The 24670-nt window shown below is 71.3% G+C and carries 17 protein-coding genes; 8 read left to right on the top strand and 9 right to left on the bottom strand.

From position 1 onward, the window contains the following. The first annotated feature begins 127 nt into the window (after positions 1-127). Positions 128-601, top strand: a complete 474-nt coding sequence (locus tag ACVTJA_RS44495) for a GNAT family N-acetyltransferase (protein ID WP_465829885.1) — start codon at positions 128-130, stop codon at positions 599-601. A gap of 21 nt (positions 602-622) precedes the next feature. On the opposite strand, the gene ACVTJA_RS44490 is transcribed toward ACVTJA_RS44495, so the two are convergent. Beyond that, the gene (locus ACVTJA_RS44490) at positions 623-1459 is read right to left on the bottom strand and encodes a hypothetical protein (RefSeq protein WP_465829883.1); all 837 of its coding nucleotides are present in this window, start codon (positions 1457-1459) and stop codon (positions 623-625) included. 157 nt (positions 1460-1616) lie between these two features. Here ACVTJA_RS44490 and ACVTJA_RS44485 point away from each other — a divergent pair, with 157 nt between their 5' ends. From ACVTJA_RS44485 to ACVTJA_RS44475, 3 genes are all read left to right on the top strand, one after another. Beyond that, on the top strand, positions 1617-2975 hold the full coding sequence (locus ACVTJA_RS44485; RefSeq protein ID WP_465829881.1) for a hypothetical protein: 1359 nt from the start codon (positions 1617-1619) through the stop codon (positions 2973-2975). A 15-nt stretch (positions 2976-2990) separates the two neighbouring features. Continuing rightward, entirely contained in the window at positions 2991-4292 is a 1302-nt protein-coding gene (locus tag ACVTJA_RS44480) for a hypothetical protein (RefSeq protein WP_465829879.1), read from the top strand. Positions 4293-4364: 72 nt separating this feature from the next. Beyond that, complete coding sequence (locus ACVTJA_RS44475) at positions 4365-5771, top strand: FAD-binding oxidoreductase (protein WP_465829877.1); 1407 nt, start codon at positions 4365-4367, stop codon at positions 5769-5771. 18 nt (positions 5772-5789) lie between these two features. On the opposite strand, the gene serA is transcribed toward ACVTJA_RS44475, so the two are convergent. From serA to ACVTJA_RS44450, 5 genes are all read right to left on the bottom strand, one after another. Continuing rightward, positions 5790-7040, bottom strand: coding sequence for a phosphoglycerate dehydrogenase (serA, locus tag ACVTJA_RS44470; protein ID WP_465829875.1), 1251 nt, complete (start codon positions 7038-7040; stop codon positions 5790-5792). Positions 7041-7051: 11 nt separating this feature from the next. Beyond that, entirely contained in the window at positions 7052-8713 is a 1662-nt protein-coding gene (locus ACVTJA_RS44465; RefSeq protein WP_465829873.1) for a sensor histidine kinase, read from the bottom strand. 144 nt (positions 8714-8857) lie between these two features. Beyond that, positions 8858-10084: a sensor histidine kinase gene (locus ACVTJA_RS44460; protein WP_465829871.1), complete on the bottom strand. Its 1227-nt coding sequence runs from the start codon at positions 10082-10084 to the stop codon at positions 8858-8860. 265 nt (positions 10085-10349) lie between these two features. Continuing rightward, a complete protein-coding gene (locus ACVTJA_RS44455) occupies positions 10350-11996 on the bottom strand; it encodes a trypsin-like serine peptidase (RefSeq protein ID WP_465829869.1) in 1647 nt (548 codons plus the stop codon). Between the two features lie 121 nt (positions 11997-12117). Beyond that, complete coding sequence (locus tag ACVTJA_RS44450; protein ID WP_465829868.1) at positions 12118-12495, bottom strand: SpoIIAA family protein; 378 nt, start codon at positions 12493-12495, stop codon at positions 12118-12120. Positions 12496-12710: 215 nt separating this feature from the next. Between ACVTJA_RS44450 and ACVTJA_RS44445 the strand changes: the two genes are divergently transcribed. Together ACVTJA_RS44445 and ACVTJA_RS44440 are read left to right on the top strand one after the other, a co-directional pair. Continuing rightward, complete coding sequence (locus ACVTJA_RS44445; protein WP_465829866.1) at positions 12711-13013, top strand: hypothetical protein; 303 nt, start codon at positions 12711-12713, stop codon at positions 13011-13013. Between the two features lie 203 nt (positions 13014-13216). Continuing rightward, a complete protein-coding gene (locus ACVTJA_RS44440) occupies positions 13217-15127 on the top strand; it encodes a TonB family protein (RefSeq protein ID WP_465829864.1) in 1911 nt (636 codons plus the stop codon). An 18-nt stretch (positions 15128-15145) separates the two neighbouring features. On the opposite strand, the gene ACVTJA_RS44435 is transcribed toward ACVTJA_RS44440, so the two are convergent. Then, complete coding sequence (locus ACVTJA_RS44435) at positions 15146-17098, bottom strand: alpha/beta hydrolase family protein (protein WP_465829862.1); 1953 nt, start codon at positions 17096-17098, stop codon at positions 15146-15148. A gap of 339 nt (positions 17099-17437) precedes the next feature. On the opposite strand from ACVTJA_RS44435, the gene ACVTJA_RS44430 reads away from it, so the two are divergent. Both ACVTJA_RS44430 and ACVTJA_RS44425 read left to right on the top strand, forming a co-directional pair. Next, positions 17438-17986, top strand: coding sequence for a GspE/PulE/PilB domain-containing protein (locus ACVTJA_RS44430; RefSeq protein ID WP_465829860.1), 549 nt, complete (start codon positions 17438-17440; stop codon positions 17984-17986). A gap of 99 nt (positions 17987-18085) precedes the next feature. Next, on the top strand, positions 18086-19114 hold the full coding sequence (locus ACVTJA_RS44425; RefSeq protein WP_465829858.1) for a class I SAM-dependent methyltransferase: 1029 nt from the start codon (positions 18086-18088) through the stop codon (positions 19112-19114). A gap of 16 nt (positions 19115-19130) precedes the next feature. Here ACVTJA_RS44425 and ACVTJA_RS44420 read toward each other — a convergent pair whose 3' ends face one another. Next, positions 19131-24098, bottom strand: coding sequence for a GAF domain-containing sensor histidine kinase (locus tag ACVTJA_RS44420; RefSeq protein WP_465829856.1), 4968 nt, complete (start codon positions 24096-24098; stop codon positions 19131-19133). A gap of 234 nt (positions 24099-24332) precedes the next feature. Next, the gene (locus ACVTJA_RS44415) at positions 24333-24533 is read right to left on the bottom strand and encodes a hypothetical protein (RefSeq protein WP_465829854.1); all 201 of its coding nucleotides are present in this window, start codon (positions 24531-24533) and stop codon (positions 24333-24335) included. Between the last annotated feature and the right edge of the window lie 137 nt (positions 24534-24670).

Here is a 24670-nt window from a genome sequence, read left to right as displayed (position 1 = left end):
ATATGTATGGATGAAGGCGGTCCGGTGTGGCTCACGTGCCACGTGGGCCGTGTCCCGCAAGACGCGGCCCGGCCCGTTCCGTCGAGAGAGCGCGCGGCCTGGCGGTTGCAATGGCCTTGCGAGTGCCATGAACCGTGTCTCGACCGCCACACCGCATTCTTCCGTCATCCGCCGCGCGGAGGGTCGCGACAGCGGAGCCCTCGCGTCGCTGTATCAAACCCTCGTGCCCGACAACCCGCGCATCCACGTCCTGCCCGAGCGGGTGGAGGGACTGCGCGCCGACCCCGCGAGCCTTCTCCTCGTGGCCGAGATGGGCGGCGAGGTGCGGGGCACCGTGTTCGTCACGCTGTGCGCGGACGTGATGTACGGCGAGCGGCCCTATGCCGTGCTGGAGAACTTCGTCGTGGCCCCAGAAGCGCGCGGCCAGGGACTGGGGACTCAACTGTTGTCACATGCCCAGGGGCTCTGCCGCGAGCGCGGGTGCACGAAGATGATGCTCCTGAGCGCCCAGCACCGCACCGACGCGCACCGCCTCTTCGAGCGGCTGGGCTTCCGCGGCGACCTCAGCCGGGGCTTCAAGAAGTACCTCGGGAGGGCGTGAGTCCCATGCACTTCGACTGACTCACGCCACGGCCACGCGCTTGAGGCGCAGCACCTTGACGATGGACACCAGCGCGCCGATGAGCAGCAGCACCGCCCAGATGAGCCCGAGGATGGCGACGATGATGGCGCCCACCGCGTCGGTGATGCTCACCAGGATGCCGGGCACGATGCCGTGGAGGAAGGCCACCACGGCGTTGGCCAGCAGCGACGTGAGGTAGAGCAGCACCAGCCCCTTGTTCTGCAGGAAGCGCTGGTGCGCGAGCACGAGGCACACGCCCGCCGCCAGCTTGAAGGTCATCAGCAGTCCCAGCGTGCCGGCCGCGCCGCCCCGGTTGAAGAAGCCCCACACCGCCAGATAGGCAATCGTGCCGAAGGGCACCGCGCACAGCAGGCTCACCATGGTGATGAGCAGCGCGATGGCGGCGACGAGCATGGCGATGCCCGCGAGCAGCACCGCGATGGAGCCAATCAGCGTGGCCAGGCCCTGCACGCGCCCGGTGACGCGCTCGGGGATGATGAGGCTGGCTCCCATCAGCGCGAGGGTGAGCAAGAGCAGCCCGTCCACCAGCGCGAGATAGGGGATGCCCATGCCGGGCGTGGGAGGGTTCTCCTTTTGCGTCTTGAACACGGCATCCGCGTCCACTCCCTCTCCCTCGCACAGCGATTTGTAGAGGGGCACGCACTCCTCGGTGACGCTCGGCGGTGGCGTCGAGGGGCACGGCCTCGCCACGTTCCGCACCGCCGAGCAGTCCGGAGGCGCCTTGGGCAGGAGAATCGGCGAGCCCACCTCCACCAGCACCGAGAGCGCCAGCAGCACCAGCGACACGATGAAGAAGGGTTTGCGTAGGCCACCCATGCGTCGTCCCCCCGTCCGGCGCGCGCGCCGGAGCCGCACGCGCGGTGGAGGATAGGCACGGCGCCAGTGGGCTCCCGGGCCTGGCGGCGCGCGGCGTCCGGCGTCGCACGGGGGCTCCTCCCAGAGGGCAGTGATTCGCCGCTATGCTGCGTAGGAAATGTCCGACCGCGCACGTGTCATGGGGGAAGTCACGTCGGAGTCCCGGCCCACCGACGAGGACCTGCGTCGCAAGCTGGAGGGGCGCGTCGAGCGCCTCGAGGCGGGCCTGCGGCACTACCGGTTGCTGGACGACGCGCTGAGGGACGGCGACTGGGAAGGCCGTCTACAGGCGCGGCCCGAGCTGATGAAGGAGGTACTGGATGGGGACGCGGCGTGCCTGGAGGCGCTGGAGCGCGTGAGGAAGCGCGCGGAGGTGGAGCACTGGCCCGACGGCACGTCGGTGCTCGAGCTCGCCCGCAAGGTGACGGCGTGCCGGGCGCGGCTGGAGACGCTGCTGCGCGAGCGGCTGGGCGAGGTGAAGACGGTGCGCGGCGAGCCCTCGCTGGAGGAGGCGCTGCGCCAGTTGGAGCCCCTCGTCCGCGTCCCGGTGTCGATGGTGCGCGAGCCGGGAGAGTCCTTCGTATTGCACGGCGGGTCGCTGGGAGATTGGAAGCAGGGCGTGGTGGCCATCGGCTATGGCCTGGCGATGCTGACCCTCGTGCCCTTCAGCTTGTACGCGATGACGCAGGCCTGGGGGTCGAAGCCGGATGTGTGGTGGGGGTTGAGCGCGCTTCCGGTGCTCGCGTCGGGGGTCGCCTTCGCGGCCTTCCGGTTGCTGGCCCCGGGCTCCCTCTGGCTCACGCCGCGCCGGCTGGTGTGGTCCCCCGCCCGTGGCAGCCCCATCGAGGTGCGCCTGGACTCCATTCCGGACGGGGGCATCACGACGGAGGAGGCCGGGAAGGTGCTCCGGGTGGAGGGAGACCGGCTCATGCGCCTGCGAGGCCTCGAGCGGATATTCGCGGACAAGCTCCGGCTGTGGCTTGAGATGCTCCGCCATCCGGAGCTCCGGGAGCGGACCGTGCTGGTGGAGCAGCCGGTGGAGATGGCCTGCTTCCGGGCGCTCCTGCGCCGCGGGAAGCTGTGGGAGTCGGGGTACGCGGTGCTGATGCGGCGCATGCTCTTCTTCCTCCCCGAGGCGGAGGCCGGCCCCGCCCTGGTGCGCGCGGCGACGGGGCGCACGCCGGACTTTCCCGCCGAGCTGTCGTCGGTGATGGAGTTGCTGCGCTGGCAGCCCGAGTCGGACGTCGACGCGTACCTCCTCCGCGCGGTGAAGGCGACCCGGGGCGCCGCGTGGCCCTCGGACCTCGCCCGCCACTCCAGCAATGTCCCCCTGGAGCAGGAAGTCCACTTCACCTATGGCAACGAGGTGCTCGCGGGTCGCGCGCCGCGGAGGAGTCTGGACACCATCGAGCGCATCCTCGCCTCGTGGAGACGGGACCCGGGGCCGGCGCTTCCCCCGCCCCGGGACGGCGCCTAGGCTCTCGGTCCGCACATGGCCGAACGCATCCGCTCCGGCGGCGTCACAGGGGAAACGCTCTCCGCCGAGGACATCCGCCGCCAGCTGGAGGGACGGGTGGAGGTCATCGAGGCCGCCCGCACGCGCCAGGCCGAGCTGGAGTCGGTGCTCGGCGCGCGGCGGTGGAAGCGGCGGCTTCGCGCGCGGCCGGAGCTGATTCCGCAGTGGGTGGAGCACGCGCCCGCCGTCACCGAGGCTCTGGAGCGCACGCGCCGCCGCGCGGAGCTGGAGGGCTGGCCCGGGGACACACCGGTGCTGGTGGCCGCGCGCGAGCTGGTGGATGGCGGGCAGCGGCTGACGGAGCTGGCGCGCCGCCGGCTGGCCTCGCTCGCGCCCGTGTCCGGAGCCGCGTCGCTCCAGGAGGACCTGTCCCGGCTGGACGCGCTGGTGCGCAAGGAGGCGGCGCTGACGCTGGCGCCGGGCGAGGTGCTTGTCTTCGACGGGCAGCAGAAGTGGCAGGCCTCGCCCCACATTCCTCCGCTGGCGCTGTTGCTCCTCCTGTGCACCGGGGTGCTCGTGGTGTCCGCCGTCCTCGTGGCCAAGGTCTTCGGCATGGGCTGGGGCCCGGCGCTGCTGATGATGATGGCCACCCTCGCGCCGTTGATGGTGGTGGCGCTGCGCTCCGGACGCGCGTGGCTCACCAGCGAGCGGCTGGTGTGGCAGCCGGTGCTGGGCGAGGCGGTGTCCGTCCCACTGGAGTCCATTCGGCTGGGCGGCATCCATGTGCACCCGGAGTTGCTCGACGTTCGCGTGGAGGGGGAGCGCAAGGTGCACGTCAGGCACCTGCAGGACGCGCATCAGCTCGCCGTGCTTGTGGAGCTGCACCGCCAGCCTCCGCTGCGCGGCGTGGCGCGGGCCGGGGTGAAGCTGGGGGACGTGGCCATCTATCCCGCGATGCTGACGGACGCCACCGGGCGCAGGAAGGGGCATGCCGTGCTGCGCCCGCATGGCGTGTCCTTCGTTCCCGAAGGCAGCGGCCTCGCGGCGCTGCATGCCGTCACGGGGAACGCGGCGGACCTGCCGGTGGAGACGGAGTGGGTGCTGGAGCAGCTTCGCTGGCTGCCGGATTCGGACTTCGACGCGTGCCTGGAGCGCGTGGTGAAGGCCACGGGTGGCCAGCGCTGGTCGGCCTGGGATTCGAGCTACCGCCCGGGGACGCCCGTCTGGAAGGAGGTCCGCATCACCCGCGGCCCGGTGGTGCTGACGGGCGGGGTGGACTGGTCCCGGCAGGACGCCACCGAGCGCATCCTCCGCTCGTGGCCTCGCTCGGGCACGTGAGCCGTCGGCGGGACGGCGGAACGGCGCGCCATCCGCTTGTCATGTCGGGGCCCCTGCAATACGCCTAGAGGCATGTCCTCCTCCGAGCTCCCCGCTGACTTCCTCCGCGCCATCGCCGAGGGCTTCCCTCCGGACTTCCTCACCCGGGAGCCGGGCGAGCTGCAGGAGTTCGGCCGCGACTGGACGCGCGTCTATACGCCGGCCCCCAGCGCCGTGGTGCGGCCGCGAAGCACGGACGAGGTGTCCCGCCTGCTGGCGCTGTGCAACCAGCACCGCGTGGCGGTGGTGCCCTCCGGAGGCCGCACGGGCCTGGCGGGCGGCGCGGTGGCGGCCCGGGGCGAGGTGGTGCTGTCCCTCCAGCGCATGGCCCGCCTGGGCCCGGTGGACCTGCTCGGCAACACGGTGCGCGTGCAGGCGGGCGCGGTGACGGAGGCCGTGCACCACCACTGCGCCGAGCACGGCCTCACCTGGCCGGTGGACTTCGCCTCCAAGGGCTCCAGCACCGTGGGCGGCAACATCGCCACCAACGCGGGCGGCGTGAAGGTCATCAAGTACGGCCTCACCCGCCAGTGGGTGCTGGGCCTGCAGGTCGTCACCGCGCAGGGCCAGGTGCTGGAGCTCAACGGCGCGCTTGAGAAGAACAACACCGGCACGGACTTGCGGCAGCTCTTCATCGGCAGCGAGGGCACGCTGGGCGTCATCACCGAGGCCACCCTCAAGCTGACGCAGCTGCCCGGCAAGCTGGACGTGTTCCTCTTCGCGGTGCCGGACGTGGCCGCGGTGCTGCGGCTGTTCCGCGACGCGCGCCAGCAGACGTCCTTCGGCATCTCCGCGTACGAGTTCTTCACCGACAAGTGCCTCGCGCGCCTGCAGCGCCACCGCAAGCTGCGCTCCCCGTTCGACGCGTCCAGCGGCTGCTACGTGCTGCTGGAGGCGGAGCCGCGAGACTCGGCGGCGGTGGAGGCGTGGCTGGCCTCGCTCTTCGAGCGGGGCCTCGTGACGGATGGCACCCAGGCCCAGGGCGCGGCGCAGGCGGCGGAGCTCTGGGCCCTGCGCGAGGGCATCAGCGAGAGCCTGTCCGCCACCGGCCTGCCGCACAAGAACGACATCTCCTTGCCGGTGGCGGGGCTGGAGGACTTCTGCGCGGAGCTGGAGTCCGTCTTCTCCGCGCGCTACCCGGGCTGGGAAATCTGCCTCTTCGGCCACATCGGTGACGGCAACCTGCACGTCAACATCATGAAGCCGGACGACATGGAGAAGGCCGAGTTCCTCTCCCGCACGAAGCAGGCGGACCCCACCATGTTCGAGCTGGTGAAGAAGCACGGCGGCAGCATCTCCGCCGAGCACGGTATCGGCTTGTTGAAGAAGGACTACCTCGGCTACTCGCGCTCGCCCGCGGAGCTGGAGCTGCTCCGCGCGCTGAAGAAGACGCTGGACCCCCAGGGCATCCTCAACCCCGGGAAGGTCATCGACGCGTGAGGCGCGTGCCTCGGGACATCAGGACACGATGCGCGTCTTGATGTCCGTCGTCAGCCCGGCGATGGCGTCGCACACGGGCTGGGACACGTCCTGGTCCAGGTCCATGACGAGGTAGCCGATGTTGGCGTCCGTGCTGAGCACCTGGGCGTGGATGTTGGCGTTGAGGTCCGAGACGATGCGGTTGATGTCACGGAGCACGCCGGGGATGTTGCGGTGCACGTTGAGGATGCGGTGCGTGCCGGGGATGAGCGGCGCCTCGATGTTGGGGAAGTTCACCGCGCCCGTCGTGGCGCCGGCCTTGTAGAACTTGAGGAGGCTGGTGGCCACCTCCTTGCCGATGGAGGCCTGCGCCTCTTCCGTGGAGCCGCCGATGTGCGGCGTGAGCACCACGTTGGGCAGGCCCTGCAGCTCGGTGACGAAGCCGTCCGAGTTGCTCTCCGGCTCCTCCGGGTAGACGTCCACCGCGGCGCCACCCAGGTGCTTGGAGCGCAGCGCCTTCGCCAGCGCGGGGATGTCCACCACCGTGCCGCGGCTGGCGTTGATGAGGCACGCGCCCTTCTTCATCCGCGCAATCTGGTCCGCGCCCATCATCATGTGCGTGGACGGCAGCGCCGGCACGTGCAGCGTGACGAAGTCCGACACCGCGAGCAGCTCGTCCAGCGTGTTGGCCGCCTGCGAGTTGCCCAGCGGCAGCTTCGTCATCACGTCGAAGTACAGCACGCGCATGCCGAGCGACTCGGCCAGCACGCCGAGCTGCGAGCCGATGTGGCCGTAGCCGATGATGCCCAGCGTCTTGCCGCGCACCTCGTGGCTGCCGGTGGCCACCTTGCGCCACTGGCCGGCGTGCACCTCGCGGCTGCGGTCGAAGAGCTGGCGCGTCAGCACGACGACTTCCGCGAGCACCATCTCCGCCACGCTGCGCGTGTTGCTGAAGGGCGCGTTGAACACGGGGATGCCGTGGGTGTTGGCCGCCGTCAGCTCAATCTGGTTGGTGCCGATGCAGAAGGCGCCGATGGCCAGGAGATTCTCCGCGTGCGTCAGCGCGGCGGCGGGCACCGTCGTCTTGCTGCGGATGCCCAGCAGGTGCACGCCCTTCAGGCGCTCGGCCAGCTCCTCCGGCTTGAGGGCGGAGGAGGTGCGCTCCACCTGGAAGCCCTCGGCGGCCAGCATCTCCTCCGCGGACGGGTGGATGTTCTCCAGCAGCAGGGCCCGGAAGGGGCCCGTGTTGGCGATGGGACGCGTCGGTGAGGGGAACCGGGCAGTGTTCATGTCGCTTTGCGTTAGACCTCGGCTCCAGGGCTGTCAAGCGTGGGGTGAGGGAGCCGCCGCCCGGGTGGCAGGGGGAGGGTGAAGGTGAAGGTGCTGCCGGAGCCGGTGACGCTCTCCACCCAGAGCCGGCCGCCGTGGGCCTCCACCAGCCCCCGGGCGATGTAGAGGCCCAGGCCGCTGCCCTGGCGGGCGGTGCTCCGGGACTGCCAGTGGCGCTCGAAGAGGCGGGGCTGCTCGTCCTCGGGAATGCCCGGGCCGGTGTCGCGCACCATGATGCGGGCCTCGCCGGCCTCGACGCGGGCCTCCACCGTCACGGTGCCGCCCGCGGGCGTGAACTTCACCGCGTTGCCCAGCAGGTTGGCGAGGACCTGGAGGATGCGTTCGCGGTCGCACAGGGCCACCAGGCCCGGTGTCAGGTGGTGCACCAGCCGCAGCTCCCGGCGCGTGGCCTGGGGCTCGATGAGGGCCAGCGCCTCGCCGATGACTTCGCCCACGGGCTCCGGCCGTGGCTCCACGGCCAGCGGCTGGCCCGCGTCCAGGCGGGCGGCGTCCAGCAGCCGGGTGATGAGGCCGAGCATGTGCACCGCGGCCCGGTCCATGGCGGCCACGCGGCACACCAGGGCGTCGCCGCCGGGCAGCCGGGTGAGCTTCTGCTGGAGCACCGCGGCGCTCAGGCGCATGGTGGCCAGCGGGTTCTTCAAGTCGTGGGAGACGATGGCGAGCACGTCCTCGCGCTCGCGCGCGGCGGCCTCGGCGGCCTGGGCGAGGCGTGCGTTCTCCGCGGCGAGACTGCGCTGGAGCTCGGCCTCCTCGCCCGCCTGCTTCCAGGCGCGGACCTGCTCCTGGTGCAGGCGGTTGCTCTCCCGCGCGGCCCGCCACACCACGGCCGTCAGCGCCACCATCATCGTCATGGCGAAGAGGGGCCAGGCAAGCCGCGCCTCCACGTGCCCCCGCCGCACGCCCACGTCGACGAGCACGCCTACGGCCAGCGGCAGCAGGCCCGCGAAGAGCAGCCGGCGCGCCATGACGCCGCCGGCCGCGACGGACGTCACGGTGGCCACGAGGCCCTGGTCCGGGCGCAGGAAGACGATGCCAATGGCCAGGACGAGCTGTGCCGCGGCGTTGTGGGGCGCGGCGCCGATGCCGCCGCCCAGGCGGTAGATGCGGTGCTCCGCGAAGGCATAGCCCAGCAGCACCGTGAGGGGGATGAGCATGGCGGCCAGGGCGAGGAGCTGCGAGCGCGCCGCGCCGAGTCCCCGGCGGTCCACGATGAGCAGCGACAGGCCGAGCAGCGTCAGCGTGGACGCGGTGTGGGGCGACATGCGGCGTCCCGTGAGCAGGCCGGGGAGCTGCACGGCGTTCGGGTACCAGAAATACGACAGGAGGGTGAGGAGGCTCGCGGCGGTCACCAGCGCCGCGGCGACACCGGCGAGCCAGTGGCGGGTGGGGCTGCCCTTCAGCAGCCACGCGGTGGCCACGGCCGTGAGCATCAGGCAGGTGGCGGAGGCGGGCACCATGGCGGGCACGCCGGGAAGGGTGGAGGTGAGCACGTCCCGGCCCCAGAGCGCCCAGCCGGCCAGCACGATGGCGCAGAGGGGGAGCACGAGGGCCACGGCGGCTCGCGGCAGCCGTCCCGCCCTGCGCCAGAGCTGTCGCTGTCGCGTTGGGTCCACGCCCGGCCCCCTGCTTCGGACCATGAACCTATGAATGGCACTCCGGGGCCGCCCGGGCGGGGGAGCGGGCCCTGTCCGGGTGGGTGTCTTCGAAGCCTGCCTGGATACCTTCCGGGCGTGGGAGCGGGGGCTCGAGCTGCGGCCTCAAGCCACGGGCAATGTGAATGTGAACGTCGTGCCCCGGCCCACCTCGCTCACCACCGTGAGGGAGCCGCCATGCGCCTCGATGATTCCACGCGTGATGGACAGCCCCAGCCCCACGCCGCCGCCGGGCGTGCGCGCGGGCGGGCGCTGCATGCGGTCGAACAGCACGGGCAGCACGTCCGGCTCAATCCCCGTCCCCGTGTCCGACACGCTCACCTCCACCACGTCCTCCCGCACCGCGGCCGCGAGCTGGATGACGCCTCCCGAGGGCGTGAAGCGCACCGCATTGCCCACGAGGTTGGAGAACACCTGGTGGATGCGGTCCGCGTCACACCGCACGGAGATGTCCCGCTCCGGCGGCCGCAGCTCCAGGTCGATGCCGCGCTCGTGCGCCAGCGGCCTCAGCTCCGCGGCCTGCTCCATCAGCGTGCTCACCGTCAGCGGCTCCGGCGCCAGCCGGAACGCCCCGGCCTCGATGGCCGCGAAGTCCAGCAGGTCATGGATGAGCCGCTCCATGCGCAGCGTCGAGCGGTTGATGGTGTCCAGGTGGTTTCGCGCGCGCCCGTTGAGCGGGGCCAACAGCGGCGCCAGCAGCGACGTCGTCATGGTGATGACGCTGAGCGGGTTGCGCAAATCGTGGGACACCATGGCCAGCAATTCCTTGCGCAGCCGCGTCTCGGACTCCGCCGCGCGGCGCGCGGTGCGCTCGGCCTCGTAGAGGCGCCCGTTCTCCACCGCCACCGCCGCCGAGTCCGCCAGGGCCTGCAGCAGCGCCACCTGCCGCGTGCCCGGCGTGGTGCGCTCCGCCCAGTACGCACCAATGGAGCCGATGGGGTCCGCGCGGCGGATGGGCACCATGGCCAGGCTCTTCACGAACGTGGCGCGGTACGCGGCGGCGGGCACGCGCTTGTCCGCATAGATGTCCTCCACGACGGCCGGCGCGCGGTTCAGCATCACCCAGCCGGAGATGCACTCGGTGATGGGGAAGCGCCGCCCCTTCCACAGCGGAGCGATGGCCTCCTCGTCCGCGTAGTGCACATGCTCGCCCTCGCGCAGCACGAAGGTGACGCCATCCGCACCGCTCAACTGGCGGGCCGCGCGACGCACCAGCGCCATGATGTCCTCGAGCTCCCGGAGGTGGGCGAGCTCCCGTACGACCTCCAGCAGCACGAGCGCGTCGTCGTGAGACAATTCCTCGAACGGAAGCGGGTCCTGGAACCGGCGCAAGGAGCTCCTCCTCGGTTGGATGGACTCAGCCAACACGTCCGGGAGGCGCAACGTTCACGCGCTCGCCTTGGACGCTCGGAGACTGACCGGGCGGGCAGGGACTTGCTCGCATGCAACCGGGTATATGAATGGCGCGGAGGCGCCGCAACCCCTGGGGGCGGAGCCCTGCGTTGGGTACCTGACAGGGCCCGGACTCCACGAACACGAACGGCGGGGGCCAGGAGCTGGCCACCCGCCGTCGCGCGCACTCACGTGACTGATGTGGCTACTGGAGCGTCCAGGCCACGGTGCCGCTGCAGCTCGAGGTGTCAGCGCAGCCGGCGCGAATCTGGTACGTGCCGCCCGCGCCCGTGGGCACGGTGTACGTGGCGTACGACAGCAGGCCGCAGGCGGCGGAGTCGTCGTTGAACACCACCTGCTGCCCGGCGGCGTTGTACAGGCGCAGAATCGTGTCGCCAGTACCGGAGGCGCCGGACACCGTGCAGGTGCCGAAGGCAATGCTCTGGCCGGCGGTGAGCGGGACGTCGCGGTTGACGGTGTTCTGCTGGGCGTCGCTGGTGTTGGTGGCGTTGAAGGAGAACGATCCGCTGGTGGGCGCCGCGCTGCCTCCCTCCACCGTGTACGACACGGTGCCGCCGCAGCTTCCGCTGCTGTAGCAGCCCGCGCGGATTTCGTAGTTGCCGGCCGTGGTGGCGGTGAAGCTCAGGCTGGAGCCCACGCCTCCGCAGGCGTCGTCATTGGACGCCACCTGGGCGCCTGCCGGCCCGTACAGGCGCAGGTACGTGTCCCCGGTGAAGCTCGCGCCCGTGGCGCCGCACGTGCCCAGGGTGAGCTTCTGCCCCGCGGTGAGGGCCACCACCTTGTTGGTGGTGTTGACCGTGGCGTTGCTGGTGTTGGTGGCCGTGTACGTGAAGCTGCTCGTCACGGGCGGCGGCGCGCTGTTGCACAGCCGCGTGCTGGTGGCCACCGCGCAGTACGCGTCGATGGCGGGGCGCACGTAGGTGATTTCCTCGCCGCCGCAGCCCGTCTCCGAGCACACGTTGACGATGTTGCAGCTCCCGTTGGCGACGTAGTCCGTGTCGCCGCGCACCAGGATGCCGGCCACGGTGTAGCCCGGGTTCTCGTACACGCCGGAGCCGGAGTTGCCGCCGAAGGTGTCCGTGTTGGCCACGAAGTAGTCCAGCGTGCCGGCGCGCGGGTCGCGCACCGCGCCGCCCGAGTCAATCTTGAAGGGGATGCCGCTGCCGGAGCCAATCACCGTCACGCTGGTGCCCGCGGGCAGCGCGCTGTTGCCCGCGCGGATGGGGGCGGGCGTGAAGCGCGGCGTGGCCGCGCGGTCCAGCCGGAGGACGGCGTAGTCCAGTTTGCGGCCATTCACCGTGTCCTGCAGGCGCGCGACGATGGACTTGCACGAGAAGATGTCCGCCGTCGTCACCGTCTCCATCGTGGTGGCGGACGTGCGGTAGAACTTGAAGACGAAGCGCGTGCTGGAGCACGAGGACGCGCTGGTGACGCAGTGGCCCGCGGTGAGCACCAGGTCGTCGTCGATGAGCGTGCCCGAGCAGAACGCCGGCGTCAGGTCATTCAGGAAGCGCTCGGTGGAGCAGAGGTTGTAGTAGCTCTTCAGCGTGGGCGCGGTGAAGGTGACGTTGTTGGGGTTGGACGTATTGATCTTCCCCGAGCTGATCAGCGCCACGGTGGACTGCTGGGCGCGGTCGCGCAGGGTGGCGTCCGCGTGCGCATACACGTCCGTGCGGTTGTCCGTGCCGTAGACGACGGGCTGCTGCTGTCCCTCACCCGTGGATGGGGTGGACGGCGCGGGCTCCGGAGTGGGGCCGCAGGCCGCGACGGCAAGGGTACACAGCAGCGCGCCGAGCAGCTTCCCTCGGGCGGAGGACAGGGAACGAGGCATGGAACGACCACTCCTGGTGGGGACGGGCGATGAAGAGGGAGGCCCGCCTGAACGGCAGGCAGGCCACACTATAGGCGAAACAGGAAGCGGCCGTCAGTGAGCCCCCAGGCGAGGCGGTGCTTCAGTCGGCGTCGGGGTTCTTCAGCCACGCCAGCGCCTCGCCGCGCGTCTCGAAGGTGCGCGTGGGGATGGTGAGCATGGCCCGCTTCGTCATGCGCCAGGCCTGGAGGCCCGAGGGTGGGTCGATGACGACGCGCGCGGAGCGATTCATCCCGTGGAGCTGCGCGTAGGCGTTGAGGCTCGCCATGGCGCTCACCACGTCCCCCGGCATCACCCGCAGCTGGGACTGATCCACCAGCGCGGACCACTCTCCGTCGAAGGAGGCCATGGCCTTCTTCACCTCGGCCAGGTACTCGGAAAGGTCCTCCGCGGTGACCTGCGGCGGATAGACGACCTCGAGGATGCGGTCCTGCGCGTGGACGACAATCTGGAATGGCATATGCGGTGACGGCTCCGGACGGGCGCGCCATCCTAGCCGCAGCCGGCGACAATCCGATACTCGACGACCGCACATCCTCCCTGGAGGGTGGGCCGCCTGCCCTGTCCGGGAGTACGGGGAATGTCAGACCTGGGTGGTACCACCGTCATTCCGGCTGCCCCGGTACCGCCGCGCCGAAGGGGCGTGGCGGCGGAAGGTGCCGGTAAGGGGGTCTCATGAACACGAAGCTGTACGTCCTGGGTGCGGTGCTGGGCGCCGCTCCGGGGCTGCCGCCGGAGGCGCTGTCGGCGCCGGTGGCTTCACCGCAGGAGTCGCGTCCCGACTCGCGCGGGGCTTCGCGGAAGGGCCGCGGAGGCCGCGCGACGGGCGCGACCACGCGCAGCGCGAGTGACTCGGAAATTCCGCGTCACCCGTGCGAGCTCATCACCATCATCCAGGTGCCTTGCGACGAGACGAAGGCCACCTGCGAGTACACGTACTGGAAGTGCCCGGAGGCCGTCAGTCCGCTCCGGTCCTGATCCACGAATGAGCGCGCGCGGGCGGCCGGCTCGCGCCCGCGCCATGCAGTGACAGGCGCGGCGGGTGGGGTCTCGAAAGAGAGGCCTCCACCCGCCGCGCCGGTGTTTTGGGGCGCCATGTTGCGCCGTATTGGCTCCGTCGTGACGCTCGCTCGACCGCTCCGTGACAGCCGCGTGCGACGGTGCCCCCCGAGGTCATCGCCATGCAGACAGACTCGCGTGCGTCTCCCAGCGTCGTCGTGGACCCTTCCGCCGACGCGTTGTTGGGGCAGGTGCTCCACGGCCGCTTCAAGGTGCTGGAGCCGCTGGGCGCCGGCGGCATGGGGCGCGTGTACCGCGCGCTGCAACTGCCGCTGGAGCGCGTGGTGGCGCTCAAGGTGCTGAGCCCCGCGTTCTCCACGACGCTGGACCCGGACTTCCAGCGCCGCTTCCTCCTGGAGGCGAGCGTCACCGCGAAGCTGCGGCACCCGAACACCGTCACCGTCATCGACTACGGGAAGACGGAGGACGGGACGTTCTATATCGCCATGGAGCTGCTGGAGGGGCGCACGCTGGCGGAGCACCTCGCGTCCGGCCCGCTGCCGTGGGCGCGCGCGGTGGACGTGGCGCAGGGCATCTGCCGCTCGCTGCGCGAGGCGCACCGGCTGGGCGTGGTGCACCGTGACTTGAAGCCCGCCAACGTCATGCTGGTGGCGGAGGAGGGCGGCGCCGAGGGCGGCCACGTGAAGGTGCTGGACTTCGGCCTGGTGAAGTCCTTCGTCGCGCAGGAGGGCCGCCTGTCCGTGCCGGAAATCACCCAGGGCGGCACCTTCCTCGGCTCGCCCACGTACATGGCGCCGGAGCAGGCGCGCAACGTGGCGGACGCGCGCAGCGACATCTACTCGCTGGGCGTGCTCCTCTACCACGCGCTGGTGGGGCGGCCGCCCTTCGTGTCGAAGGACGCGCTGGAGCTCATCTTCGCGCACCACAAGGAGACGCCGCCGCACTTCCGCGCGCTGCGCACGGACCTCGTCATCCCCGAGGCGGTGGAGGCCGTGGTGCGCCGCTGCCTGGAGAAGTTGCCCGAGCACCGCTACGCCAACATGGACGAGGTGCTGGACGCGCTGCGCTCCGCCGCCGGTCAGGCGGTGAGCGGCCCCGTGAGCGCGCCGCACGCCGCGCTGTCCACCGGGCCCCAGTCGCAGCCGCAGGGCACCATGGTGCTGGACATCAGCGTGGACGAGGGGCCCTCGCTTCAGCCCCAGCGCGTGGGCGTGGGCGCGCCGTGGGTGGCCGTGGCCGTGCTGGCGCTCGTGGGCCTGGGCATCGTGGGCGCGTACGTGCTGGGCACGCGCGGAGCTCCCACGCCGGTGGCACCGGTGACGACGGCTCCCGAGGCCGCCGCGCCCGCGCCCGCGGCGACACCCGCCGAGACGGCCCGCGCGCCGGTGCGCTTCCGCGTCTCCAGCGAGCCCGCGGGTGCGCGTGTCTTCTGGAAGGGACAGGAGCGCGGCGTCACGCCGCTGGTGCTGGAGGTGCCACCGGGCGCGGACGGCGTGGCCTCCGCGGAGCTCACCTTCATGCTGGACGGCTATGCGACGGACCGCGTGGTGGCGGGCGGCTCGGGCGAGGTGCACTTCACCCAGCGCATGCAGCGCCAGCGCGGCGGAGGGAGCCGGCTCCAGGTTGCGTCCGCGTCCTCCCGTGAGTCCACCGTGGGAGAGCCAGGCCTGAGCGCGCCGGAGTTGCTGAGCGCGCCGACGCCGATGGAGATGCCTTCCCCGGTGAAGCCCGCGAGCGGCACCGTGGAGAAGCAGGCGGTGGCAAGGCCGGCGCGTCCGTCCGGCCCCATCCAGCTACCGGAGGACGCGAAGCCTCCGGTGGAGCTCGCCTCCAACCTGCCTCCCGAGTTCCCCCAGGCCGCGCGCTCGGCCGGGAAGGAGGGACAGGTGGTGCTCAAGGTGGTCGTCACCGAGACGGGGCTGGTGCGCGACGTCACCGTGCTGCGCGGCGAGGAGCCCTTCGTCTCCGCGGCGGTGCGCGCGGTGAGCGCCTGGCGCTACGAGCCGGCCCTGCTGGATGGCCGGCCCATCGCCGTCTACCGCGTGGTGAAGGTGCCCTTCCGGCTGCGGTGAAAGGGCACCTTCGCGCGCTCAGTTCGTCGCCTGGGCCTTGAGGTACTGGTCCAGGAAGGCGCGCGTGCGCGAGTACGCCTCGATTTCGTTCTTCTTCTTGGTGAAGCCGTGGCCCTCGTCGGGGAAGACGACGTACTCGACGGGGACGTTGTTCTTCTTCACGGCCTGGACGATTTCGTCCGACTCCACCTTCAGCACGCGCGGGTCATTGGCACCCTGGATGACGAGCAGCGGCTTGCGAATCTTCTCCGCGTGGAAGAGGGGCGAGACGGCGCGGAGCATCTCCTCCTGCGTCTCCGGGTTGCCCATCTCCTGGTACAGCGCCTCGCGGAAGGACTCCCAGTAGGGCGGCACGTTCTTCAGCGTGCGCAGCCAGTTGGACACGCCGAAGATGTCCACGCCCACGTTGAAGCTGTCCGGGTGGAAGGCCAGCGCCGCCAGCGTCATGTAGCCGCCGTAGCTGCCGCCGATGATGCCGATGCGCGAGCCATCCACGTACGGCAGGCTGGCCAGGTACTTCTTCGCCTCCAGGCAGTCCTGGAGCGGCTCCTTGCCGTGCTTCTGGTCATCCGCGGTGAAGAACGTCTTGCCGTAGCCGGAGCTGCCGCGGTTGTTGATGCCCAGCACCACGTAGCCGTGGTTGACGAGGTACTGGAAGAGCGGGTTGTAGCCCTTGCGCGTCTGCCCACCCGGCCCGCCGTGCACGTAGACGAGCGCGGGCAGTTTGTTCTCCGGCGTGGCCTGGTGCGGCTTGTAGAGGATGTTCGGAATCTCCAGCCCGTCGAAGGACTTGAAGCGCACCACCTGCGAGTCCACCAGGTCCTTCGCGTCGATTTCGGGGTTGAGCGTGTCCGTCAGCCGCGTGAGCTTCTTGGTGCCGAAGTCGTAGACGTAGAGGTCCGTGGGCGCGCGGTCCCCCTTCACGAAGAAGGTCATCCGCTTCTCGCTGCGGGAAATCACCACGCCGGTGAGGTCGCCCTCGGGGAGCTGCGGCAGGGCGAGCGGCTTGCCGGCCTTCACGTCATGGATGCGGATGACGGTGCGGGCGTCCTCGTTGACGCCGGTGACGCGCCACGCGCCGTTGCGGGAGAAGAACGTGTACATGACGTCCCAGTCCGCCTTCTCCACCTCCTCCGTCTTCCCGGTGGCCAGCACGTAGCGGACGGCGCGGTTGAACTCCGAGCCCTCGTCGGTGAGGAGGTACAGCGCGGTGGAGTCCGGGGAGAAGGTGGCGACCTTCCACGCCGCCGAGCCCTTGTGCGGCGTGAGGTGCTTCAGCTCCTTCGTGGCCACGTTGTAGAGGTGGACGTCGCTATCGGCGGTGGTGCGCGTCTTTCCGAGCGCCACCCACTTCTCGTCCGGAGACACGTCGTTCACGTCATAGGCGTCGTCGTTCTGGAAGAGCAGCGTGCGCGCGTACGTCTTCGCGTCGTAGCGGTACAGGTCCATGAAGCGCGGGTCGCGCTCGTTGGTGAGCACGTAGAAGGCGGAGTCGTCGTGGCTCCACCCGACGAAGCTGGCGACGTGCTTCTCGCCCGGCGTCAGGTCCTTCTCCTTGCCGTCCGGCGTGCGCACGTAGAGGTGGGACAGCTCGTTGCCGCCCTTGTCACGCTCGAAGAGGATGCGCTCGTCCTTCGGGAAGTAGCCCACGGCCCAGGTGGTGTCCGTGGTGGAGTGCGTGAGCTGCGTGGGCTTGCCGCCCGTCACCGGCACGGAGAAGAGGTTGTAGATGCCGGTCTGGTTGGACGAGAAGAGGATCTTCTTCTCGTCGGGGGAGAAGGACGCGCCGCGCACGCTCGTCGTCTTCATGAACTGCTCGACGGTGTACTGCTTCGACGGGCGCGGCGTGACGCGCTCGGCGGGGGGCTTCGTGGAGGGCGGGGTGGCCTTCGGCGCGGGCGCGGCCAGCGCGAGGGTGGGGACGAGCGCCGCGGCGGTGAGCGCTCGGGACAGGGTGGACCACGATGGCATTGAAGACCTCTGAGAGGATGTGAGGGTGGGGGGATGCCCGGTTCGCCGCCGGGCCGTCGCGGGGGACGCGCAGCGGCTTGTGAGTCCTGTACGCATGGGGGGCGGGGAGATTGCACGCCTGTTCCGCGCGGAGACTCTCGCGCAGCGCTCCACGCAAGGCGAGATTCTCAACACCCCCCTTCGCGCCCCGGCGGCCGGACTGTCATTCCGAAAGCCTGCGGGTGGAAAAGGTTTCACCTCGGCTGCGAGCGCGCGGTGCAAGCGCGCGGAAGCACTGGGGCGCGCCATGGCACGGCGTACGCATTTCCCACGAGGCGTGGCAAGCCGTGGGGGTGGCGCATGCGGCGCATGCGATTGGGGGAGCTGCTGCTTCACCTGGGACTGGTGACGCGGGAGCAGTTGGAGGCGGCGCTGGCGTACCACGAGCGGTGGCACTGCCGGCTGGGCGAGGCCTTCGTCCAGATGCGGCTGCTCACGCCGGAGCAGGTGCAGCGAGCGCTGTCCAGCCAGCTCAAGGTGCCCTTCGTCCGGGGCGAGCAGATGGCGAAGGTGCCGGCCGCCGTGGTGCACAGCGTGCCGGCGGCCATGCTGACGCGGTGGCGGGTGTGCCCACTGCGCGTGGAACGCCAGGGCTCGCGGGGCATCCTGTACGTGGCCACGGACCAGCCGGGGAACCTGCCTGCCCTGGACGAGCTGGCATTCGTGACCAACTTCACCGTGCGTCCGGTGCTCGCCCTGCCGGAGGACATCGAGCGGACGCTGCGGCAACACGGGCTGGTAGGCACGCGGGGCATCGTCCCCCTCGAGCTTGCGCCCGACGACGGACGCGGCCTCGAAATCTCCCGGGGCGGCGAGGCTTGGCCTGCTTCGGACGCCCGGTCCGGGTGAGCCGCCAGGGCAGCGCCCGGCCCGCCGCCCGAAATGCGGGGCGGGCGAGACGTGTACCCGAGGGAAGTGAAAACCATCCCCTTCCGCGTTGTGTTGGCGATGCACGATTCCCAGACCACTTCGACCCGCGCCTCCGCCCCGAACCTCATCGCCGGTGAGCGCAACCGGTTGGTCGTTCCTGTGCCCGAGGACTCCTTCCGGGAAGCGTTCGAGGAAGCGCGGGAGTGGCTCGACAATGTCCACGAGCGGATGCTGAACGGCCCGGACGAGGTGCTGCGGCAGAACATGCACTCGCTCCACCTGGGCCTCATCACCCTGCGGCGGCGGTGGAGCCCGGAGATGTGGCGGCGCTTCTGCAAGGAGACCGCGAAGAAGCACCCGCTGCGGCCCTTCCTGCACCAGTGCCCCTTCACCCGCCGCGCGTACGAGCGGCCTCGCGGCTACGCCGGTGACGCGGTCCTCATCGACTACCTCTACATGGACCACGCCGCGGACGAGCTGCACGCGGGGCGTGAAATCTACAAGTACATGCACCAGCAACCCAGCTCGCTCAGCGTGCGCGAGCGGCGGGAGCTGCTGGCGAAGGCCATCGACGAGACGGCCGAGCGCGTCCCCGGACAGGCGCGCATCCTCTCGGTTGCGTGCGGCCACCTGCGCGAGGCGGAGTCATCGCTCGCGGTGAAGGAGCACCGCGTGGGCGAGCTCATCGCCTTCGACCAGGACCCGCTCAGCCTGGCGGAGATTTCCCACCACAACCCTCCGGAAGTGGTGAAGCCGGTGTGCGGCTCGGTGCGCGCGCTGTTGTCCGGCAAGACGAAGTTCCAGGACATGGACTTCGTCTACTCGGCGGGCCTGTACGACTACCTCTCGGACGCGGTGGCCACGCGACTCACCGGGCTGCTGTTCGGCATGCTGCGCTCGGGCGGCAAGGTGGTGGTGGCCAACTTCGCCATGTACCCGCCGGAGACGGGCTACATGGAGGCCTTCATGGACTGGTGGCTCATCTACCGCGACGAGGACGGCATGCGCGCGCTCCTCGGCGAGGTGCCGCTGGACCAGCTCGCCGCCCTGCGCCTGTACCGGGACAGCCAGGACAATGTCATCTACCTGGAGCTGACACGGCGTTGACGCGCGGCGCTCGGTTTCAGTGCACGGGCCCCGAGCGGGGCAGGGTGACGGTGAAGGTGGAGCCCTGGCCCGGGGTGCTCTCCACGTCGATGGTGCCGCCCAGCGCCTGGACGATTTCGCGCACAATCCACAGGCCGAGGCCGAAGCCGCCGTAGTGGCGCACGGACACCGCGCGCTCGAAGCGCTCGAAGATGCGCTCGCGGTCCTCCTCGGCGATGCCGATGCCCCGGTCCGTCACCTTCAGGCGGACGAGGCCGTCGCTCTCCTCCAGGTTCAGCTCAATCGGCTTGCCCGCGCCGTACTTCATGGCGTTGGCCAGCAGGTTGCCCACCACCTGCTCCAGCCGCATGGCGTCCCAGCGGCCCACCATGGCGGGCGCGGTGGTGTGCAGGCGCGCGGGGCACTCGGCCCGGGCCAGCGCCTCCTTGCTACGCTCGAGCTGCCCGCGCACCAGCGCCACCAGGTCCACGTCCTCCAGCTTGATGTGGAGCTGCCCCTGGGCGATGCGCGAGATGTCGAGCAGGTCGTTGACGAGCCGCCCCAGCCGCTGCGTCTGCGAGTAGGCGGACTCCAGCTTGGCGCCGAGCTTCTCGGGCGCGAGCGGCTTGTGCGCGCTCGCACGCACCTGGGACTGGAGCCCCTGGATGTGGAGCTGCAATGAGGTGAGCGGCGTCTTCAGTTCATGCGCGGCGATGGAGAGGAAGTCGTCGCGCCGGCGCACCGCCTCCTGCTCGGCGCGGTAGAGGCGGCCCTGCTCCTCGGAGAGGGCGGCGATGCGGGCGAAGTTCTCCGCGTTCTCCAGGGCCGCGCCCGCCAGCACGGCGACGAACTCGGCGAGTCGTTCCTCGGTCTCACCGAAGAGCGCGCCGACCTGCCGGTGGCTCGCCACCACGCAGGCCACCGTCTTGCCGCGCACCTGGATGGGGGCGCATAGGAGAGAGCGCACGCCGAGGAGCTCCATGCTCTCGCTCACCCCGCCGGGCAGCCCCTGGCCCATGACGGCGATGCGGCCTGTCTCCAGCGCGCGGGCCAGTGCCGTGCGGCTGACGCCCTGGGCCTGGAGCTCGTCGTCGGGCAGGAGGCCCTGCGGGTCCAGCACCACGCAGTGCTCGGCGCGCAGCAGCTCCAGCATGGACTGGCGCACGGCCTCGATGACGGCCTCGCGCGACAGGGCGGCGGCCAGGCGGCGGCCGGCCTCCAGCACGCGCGGGAAGCGGTCCACCAATGACAGCGTGCCCACGCCGCCATTCTCATGCTCGCCCTTCTCGGGGGCGATGCCCTCCTCCATGGCCTCCAGCTCGCGGGTGGCCTCCGCGAGCTCCTCCGAGGCGCCGGGCCAGCCCTGCGCCTCGCCCAGCTCGCCGCGTGCCCGCAGCGTCAGCGCGCGCTCGTGGCGCATCTCCTGCGCCTCCGCCACCCGCAGCGACTGTTCCAGGAAGCGGCGCGCGCGCCGGGGGTGGCCGCGCATGGCGGCCAGCAAGGCCCGCTCGCGCAGTGCATGGGGGAGGTTGTTGCGGTAGGTGCGCGCCACGTGGTGGGCGCGCTTCGCCATGGCGTCCGCGCGGCGCAGCAGCGCCTCACGGCGCGCGGGATGGAGGCTGGAGGTCCCCTCGGCGAGCCGGCGCAGCGCGGTGGCGAGCCACGGCGCAATCGGCGCCACGTACTCCTGACGCAGGTGGGCCGCCTCGACGAGCCGCTCGGCGCGCTCCAGCACCTCCACCGCGGCGGCGGCGTCGCCCTCGCGCAGCAGGCGGATGGCCTCGGCCTGGAGGACGCCCGCGTAGCTCTGCGGGTCCGGCTGGTCCGGGTTGGTCAGCTCGCTCTCCAGGAGCGACTTGGGGATGCGCCCGCCGGCGGCCTTGGCCCAGGCCTCCAGTCCCAGCCGCTGCGCGTAGCGGTCCCCCAGCGCCGTCGCGGCCGCGTGCAGCCGCTGGCTCGTCTCCAGCGCTTCCTTCAGGCGGCCCAGCCGGTAGAGGGACATCGCAATCTGGAAGGTGGCGTTGTTCACCTCCCACGGGTCGCCGGTGCGCTCCAGGAGGCGCACCGCCTCGCGGCACTTCTCGATGCAGTCGCGGAAGCGCGACGAGGCGTAGCAGGCCAGCCCGTAGAAGTGCAGCGACTGGCCCTGGCCCCACACGTCGCCCTGCTGGCGGCGCAGCGCGAGCGACTTCTCCGCGTACGCGTACGCGCGGCTGAACCAGGGCAGGGTGGTGAGCGCGGGCGAGTGCGCCGAGTACGCCTGCGCCAGCTCCGGCGTGGGCGGGTAGCGCTCGGCGAGATTCAAGTCACGCAGGTGCGCCCACAGCACGGCCATGCGCCCGCGGCGGTACCAGTAGCCGTAGGCGAGGCGGCTGTAGAGCTGCACGGCCATCATGTCGTTCTCGCCCTCCTCCAGGGGGCGGCGCGCGAGGAACAGGCGCGGGGCCAGCGTGTGGCCCGCCTGCGAGAGGATTTCCCACAGCGAGCTGGCGCCGGTGAGCAGGCCGCGCGGGGGCACCCAACGCCCTAGCAGCTTGAGGCTCTGCTCCAGGTACGTGTTGGCCTGGCCGAAGTCCCCCCGGTAGAAGGCCAGCTCGCCCAGTTGGCCGAGGATGCGGGCCTGCTCCGGCTTGTCGCGGGCCAGGGACTGGGCGCGCTCGAGCTGCTGCCGCGATTCCTCGTAGCGGCCGCGCAGCATGAGGACGTTGCCCAGGCCGGCGGCGATGCGGAAGCGCGTGCCCTGGTCGGCCCCGGCCGCGCCGCGCTCGGCGATGCGGTAGTTGAGCTCCGACGTCTCCAGGGCGAAGCGCTGGCGGGCCTGCTCCGCGGAAGTCAGCGCGTAGGGCAGGGCCTGCTCGTACTCGCCCGCGGCGTCGAAGTGGTACGCGAGCTCGAAGGCGTCCTGCGGGACGCTCTTCGCGGCGGCGCGCGCCGCCAGCCGGTGCAGCTCGCGGCGCTCCTGCGGCGTGAGCATGTCGAGCAGCACCTCGCGCAGCTTGTCGTGCACGAAGGTGTAGCGCGAGCCGTCCGCCCACAGCATGTGCCGGCGGCGCGGCTCGTCCAGCGCGCGCACCACGTTCGCGGGCGTGGTGCCGGCCAGCTCCGCCATGCGCCCCAGGTCGAAGGACTTGCCCAGCACCGCGCCCACCGACATGAGGCGCAGCGCGTCCGGGGGCAGAAGCCGCAGGCGCCGCACGAGGAAGGTGGCCGCCTGCCGCGAGGAGCGCGCGTGCGCCAGGGCCTCCGGCTGCACCTCCCAGCCCTCCGGCCCGGGCACCAGCACGCCGTCCTCGACGAGGCCGTGCAGCACGGCGCTGGCCATGAAGGGGTTTCCCTCGGACAGGCGCGTCACCAAATCGGTGGCCTCGGAGGGCAGCGCGCCGGCCATGGACTCCGCCAGCCGCGTCACGTCCGCGGGGCCGAAGGCGGACAGCCGGAGGTGCGCGGTGGGGGCGAGCCGCCGCAGCACGTGCGTGGGAGAGATGTCCTCGCTGCGGAAGGAGACGACGACGAGCACCCGGCCCCGGGCCTGGCGGCGCGCGAGCGACCAGCCCTCCAGCGCGCGCAGCGTCAGCTCGTCCGCCCACTGGGCGTCGTCCAGAATCACCACGGTGGGCTCGTCCTCCGTGCCCAGCGCGCCCAGGAGCGCGGTGAGCGCCCAGATGCTGCGGCTCTCCCCCAGCGACTCCGGCCCCAGGCCCTGCGTGTTGCTGTGTGGCACGGGGCACAGCACGGGCTCCAGTTGCGGCAGCACCGTGCACAGGCCGGCCTCCTGCCCCGCCAGCCGCTCGCGGAGCAACTGCGCCAGGGCGGGCCGCTCCTTCATGGCGGTGGTGATGCCCGCGGCCACGCCGGCGAAGAGCTGGAAGGGGCGCTGCGCGGCCTGGTCCAGCGCCTGTCCGTGCAGCACCCACGCGCGGTGCTGCTGGGCGCGGGCGGAGAACTCCTCCAGGAGCCGGCTCTTGCCGCCGCCGGACTCGCCCTCCACCACCGCGAGGCGGCCGGGGTCGATGCGCGTGCGCTCCAGCTCGCGCTCCAGCGTGGCCACCTCCTCCTGGCGGCCCACGAAGGACGGCTCGGTGAGGCTGCGGCGCTGGTCGTGCGCGCCGGTGATGAGCTCCGGCTCCGCCTGTCCGTGCGCGAGCGCCTCCTCGATGTCCTTCAGGTCCGCCAGCGCGGACTCGGCGGACTGGTAGCGGTCCGGCGGGTCCGTCTGCAGGAGGCGCGAGATGAGCTCCTCCAATGCGCGCGGCACCTCCACGCCCACCGAGCGCAGCCGGGGCCGCGTGGCCAGATGCTGGCGCAGCACCTCGCCCACGGAGGTGCCGTCGAAGGCGGGCCGGCCGGAGAGCGCCTCGAAGAGGACGATGCCCACCGAGTACAAATCCGACGTGGCCTCCACGGGGCGGTTGAGGAGCCCGGCCTGCTCCGGCGACAGGTAGCGCGCGGTGCCCACGGGCAAATCCCGCAGGGACGGGTCCAGCCGCTCGCTGCGGGACAGGCCGAAGTCCACCAGCGTGGCGTGCTCGAGCGGCACGCCGGAGACGAGGATGTTGGAGGGCTTCACGTCGCGGTGGAGGACGCCGTGGCGATGGGCCTCCGCGAGCGCGGTGAGGATGCTGCACCCCAGGGTGATGGCCTCCAGCATGGAGAGGGGCCCCGCGGAAAGGCGCTCCTCCAGCGTGTCGCCCGCCAGCCAGGGGGTCACGAGGTAGAGCAGCTCACCGGAGGTGCCCAGGTGGCGCACGGGGATGATGGCGGGCGAATCCAGGCGCGAGAGGACGGACGCCTCGTGCTCCAGCCGGTGCCGGGCCGCCGGAGCCACCGCCGCGGCGGAGGTCAGCTTGATGACAACGCGCTCACCGGTCCGTAAGTCGTTGCCCACCCACGTGGAGATGCCGCGGCCGGTCTTCAGACGCTGGACCAGCTCGAAGTGGTTCCCCAGACGTCTCCCGGGCTGCGGCTCTCCGGGAGCGGCGCCGGCGTATTGGAAGCCCTCAGCCATTCAGTGCCCTCGCCCCCAATCGAATCGCCCCTGCGATACGGTCGGCCGTGCGTCCCTCCATCAACCTTGGGTGCCGGAATGGACGGTGCCAAGGGGGAGGCAGGCGCACGCCCTCCGTGCGCTGCCTGGGACATCAACAGTCGTACATGCTCCGCTTCCCACTGGCTCGGCTGGCCGGATGGCGGCCGCTCGGTGCCCATGCGGGAGGACGCGGCCCCGCCACGCCTGGCTGCTTCAAGGCCGCGCTGCCCCGGAGTCGGAGAAGAGTGTCTTCACGAAGTCGAGGAACACGCGCACCCGGGAGGGCAGGTGACGGCTGGGAGGATGCAGCGCGTGGATGGGGCGCTCCTCGCAGGCGTGCGCGTCGAGCACCGTGACGCCCAGGCACTGGTGGTGCGCGAGGTCCGCGGGCGTAGGCTCCGGCGGTGCTTGCACCGCGCGCGTTGCTCCGCGCCTTCCGCAAGAGTCCGGTCAACCGAGCGGCGACTTCGCGCGAGCGAGCATGGTACGAGGGCGCGGGGGCCAAGGGCGCGGTGAGGCCTGCCCGGAGCCGGCCGCGCCTCCCACCCATC

The sequence above is a fragment of the Pyxidicoccus sp. M6 genome (assembly GCF_055568925.1).
Note: the sequence above shows the minus strand (reverse complement) of the source record. Positions and strands in the feature narration are given on the sequence as shown.

Coding starts and splice junctions, on each gene's coding strand:
- ACVTJA_RS44495 (WP_465829885.1), top strand. CDS start 128: ATGAACCGTGTCTCGACCGCCACACCGCATTCTTCCGTCATCCGCCGC.
- ACVTJA_RS44440 (WP_465829864.1), top strand. CDS start 13,217: ATGCAGACAGACTCGCGTGCGTCTCCCAGCGTCGTCGTGGACCCTTCC.
- ACVTJA_RS44445 (WP_465829866.1), top strand. CDS start 12,711: ATGAACACGAAGCTGTACGTCCTGGGTGCGGTGCTGGGCGCCGCTCCG.
- ACVTJA_RS44420 (WP_465829856.1), bottom strand. CDS start 24,098: ATGGCTGAGGGCTTCCAATACGCCGGCGCCGCTCCCGGAGAGCCGCAG.
- ACVTJA_RS44450 (WP_465829868.1), bottom strand. CDS start 12,495: ATGCCATTCCAGATTGTCGTCCACGCGCAGGACCGCATCCTCGAGGTC.
- ACVTJA_RS44475 (WP_465829877.1), top strand. CDS start 4,365: ATGTCCTCCTCCGAGCTCCCCGCTGACTTCCTCCGCGCCATCGCCGAG.
- ACVTJA_RS44430 (WP_465829860.1), top strand. CDS start 17,438: ATGCGGCGCATGCGATTGGGGGAGCTGCTGCTTCACCTGGGACTGGTG.
- ACVTJA_RS44455 (WP_465829869.1), bottom strand. CDS start 11,996: ATGCCTCGTTCCCTGTCCTCCGCCCGAGGGAAGCTGCTCGGCGCGCTG.
- ACVTJA_RS44485 (WP_465829881.1), top strand. CDS start 1,617: ATGTCCGACCGCGCACGTGTCATGGGGGAAGTCACGTCGGAGTCCCGG.
- ACVTJA_RS44480 (WP_465829879.1), top strand. CDS start 2,991: ATGGCCGAACGCATCCGCTCCGGCGGCGTCACAGGGGAAACGCTCTCC.
- serA (WP_465829875.1), bottom strand. CDS start 7,040: ATGAACACTGCCCGGTTCCCCTCACCGACGCGTCCCATCGCCAACACG.
- ACVTJA_RS44425 (WP_465829858.1), top strand. CDS start 18,086: ATGCACGATTCCCAGACCACTTCGACCCGCGCCTCCGCCCCGAACCTC.
- ACVTJA_RS44435 (WP_465829862.1), bottom strand. CDS start 17,098: ATGCCATCGTGGTCCACCCTGTCCCGAGCGCTCACCGCCGCGGCGCTC.
- ACVTJA_RS44490 (WP_465829883.1), bottom strand. CDS start 1,459: ATGGGTGGCCTACGCAAACCCTTCTTCATCGTGTCGCTGGTGCTGCTG.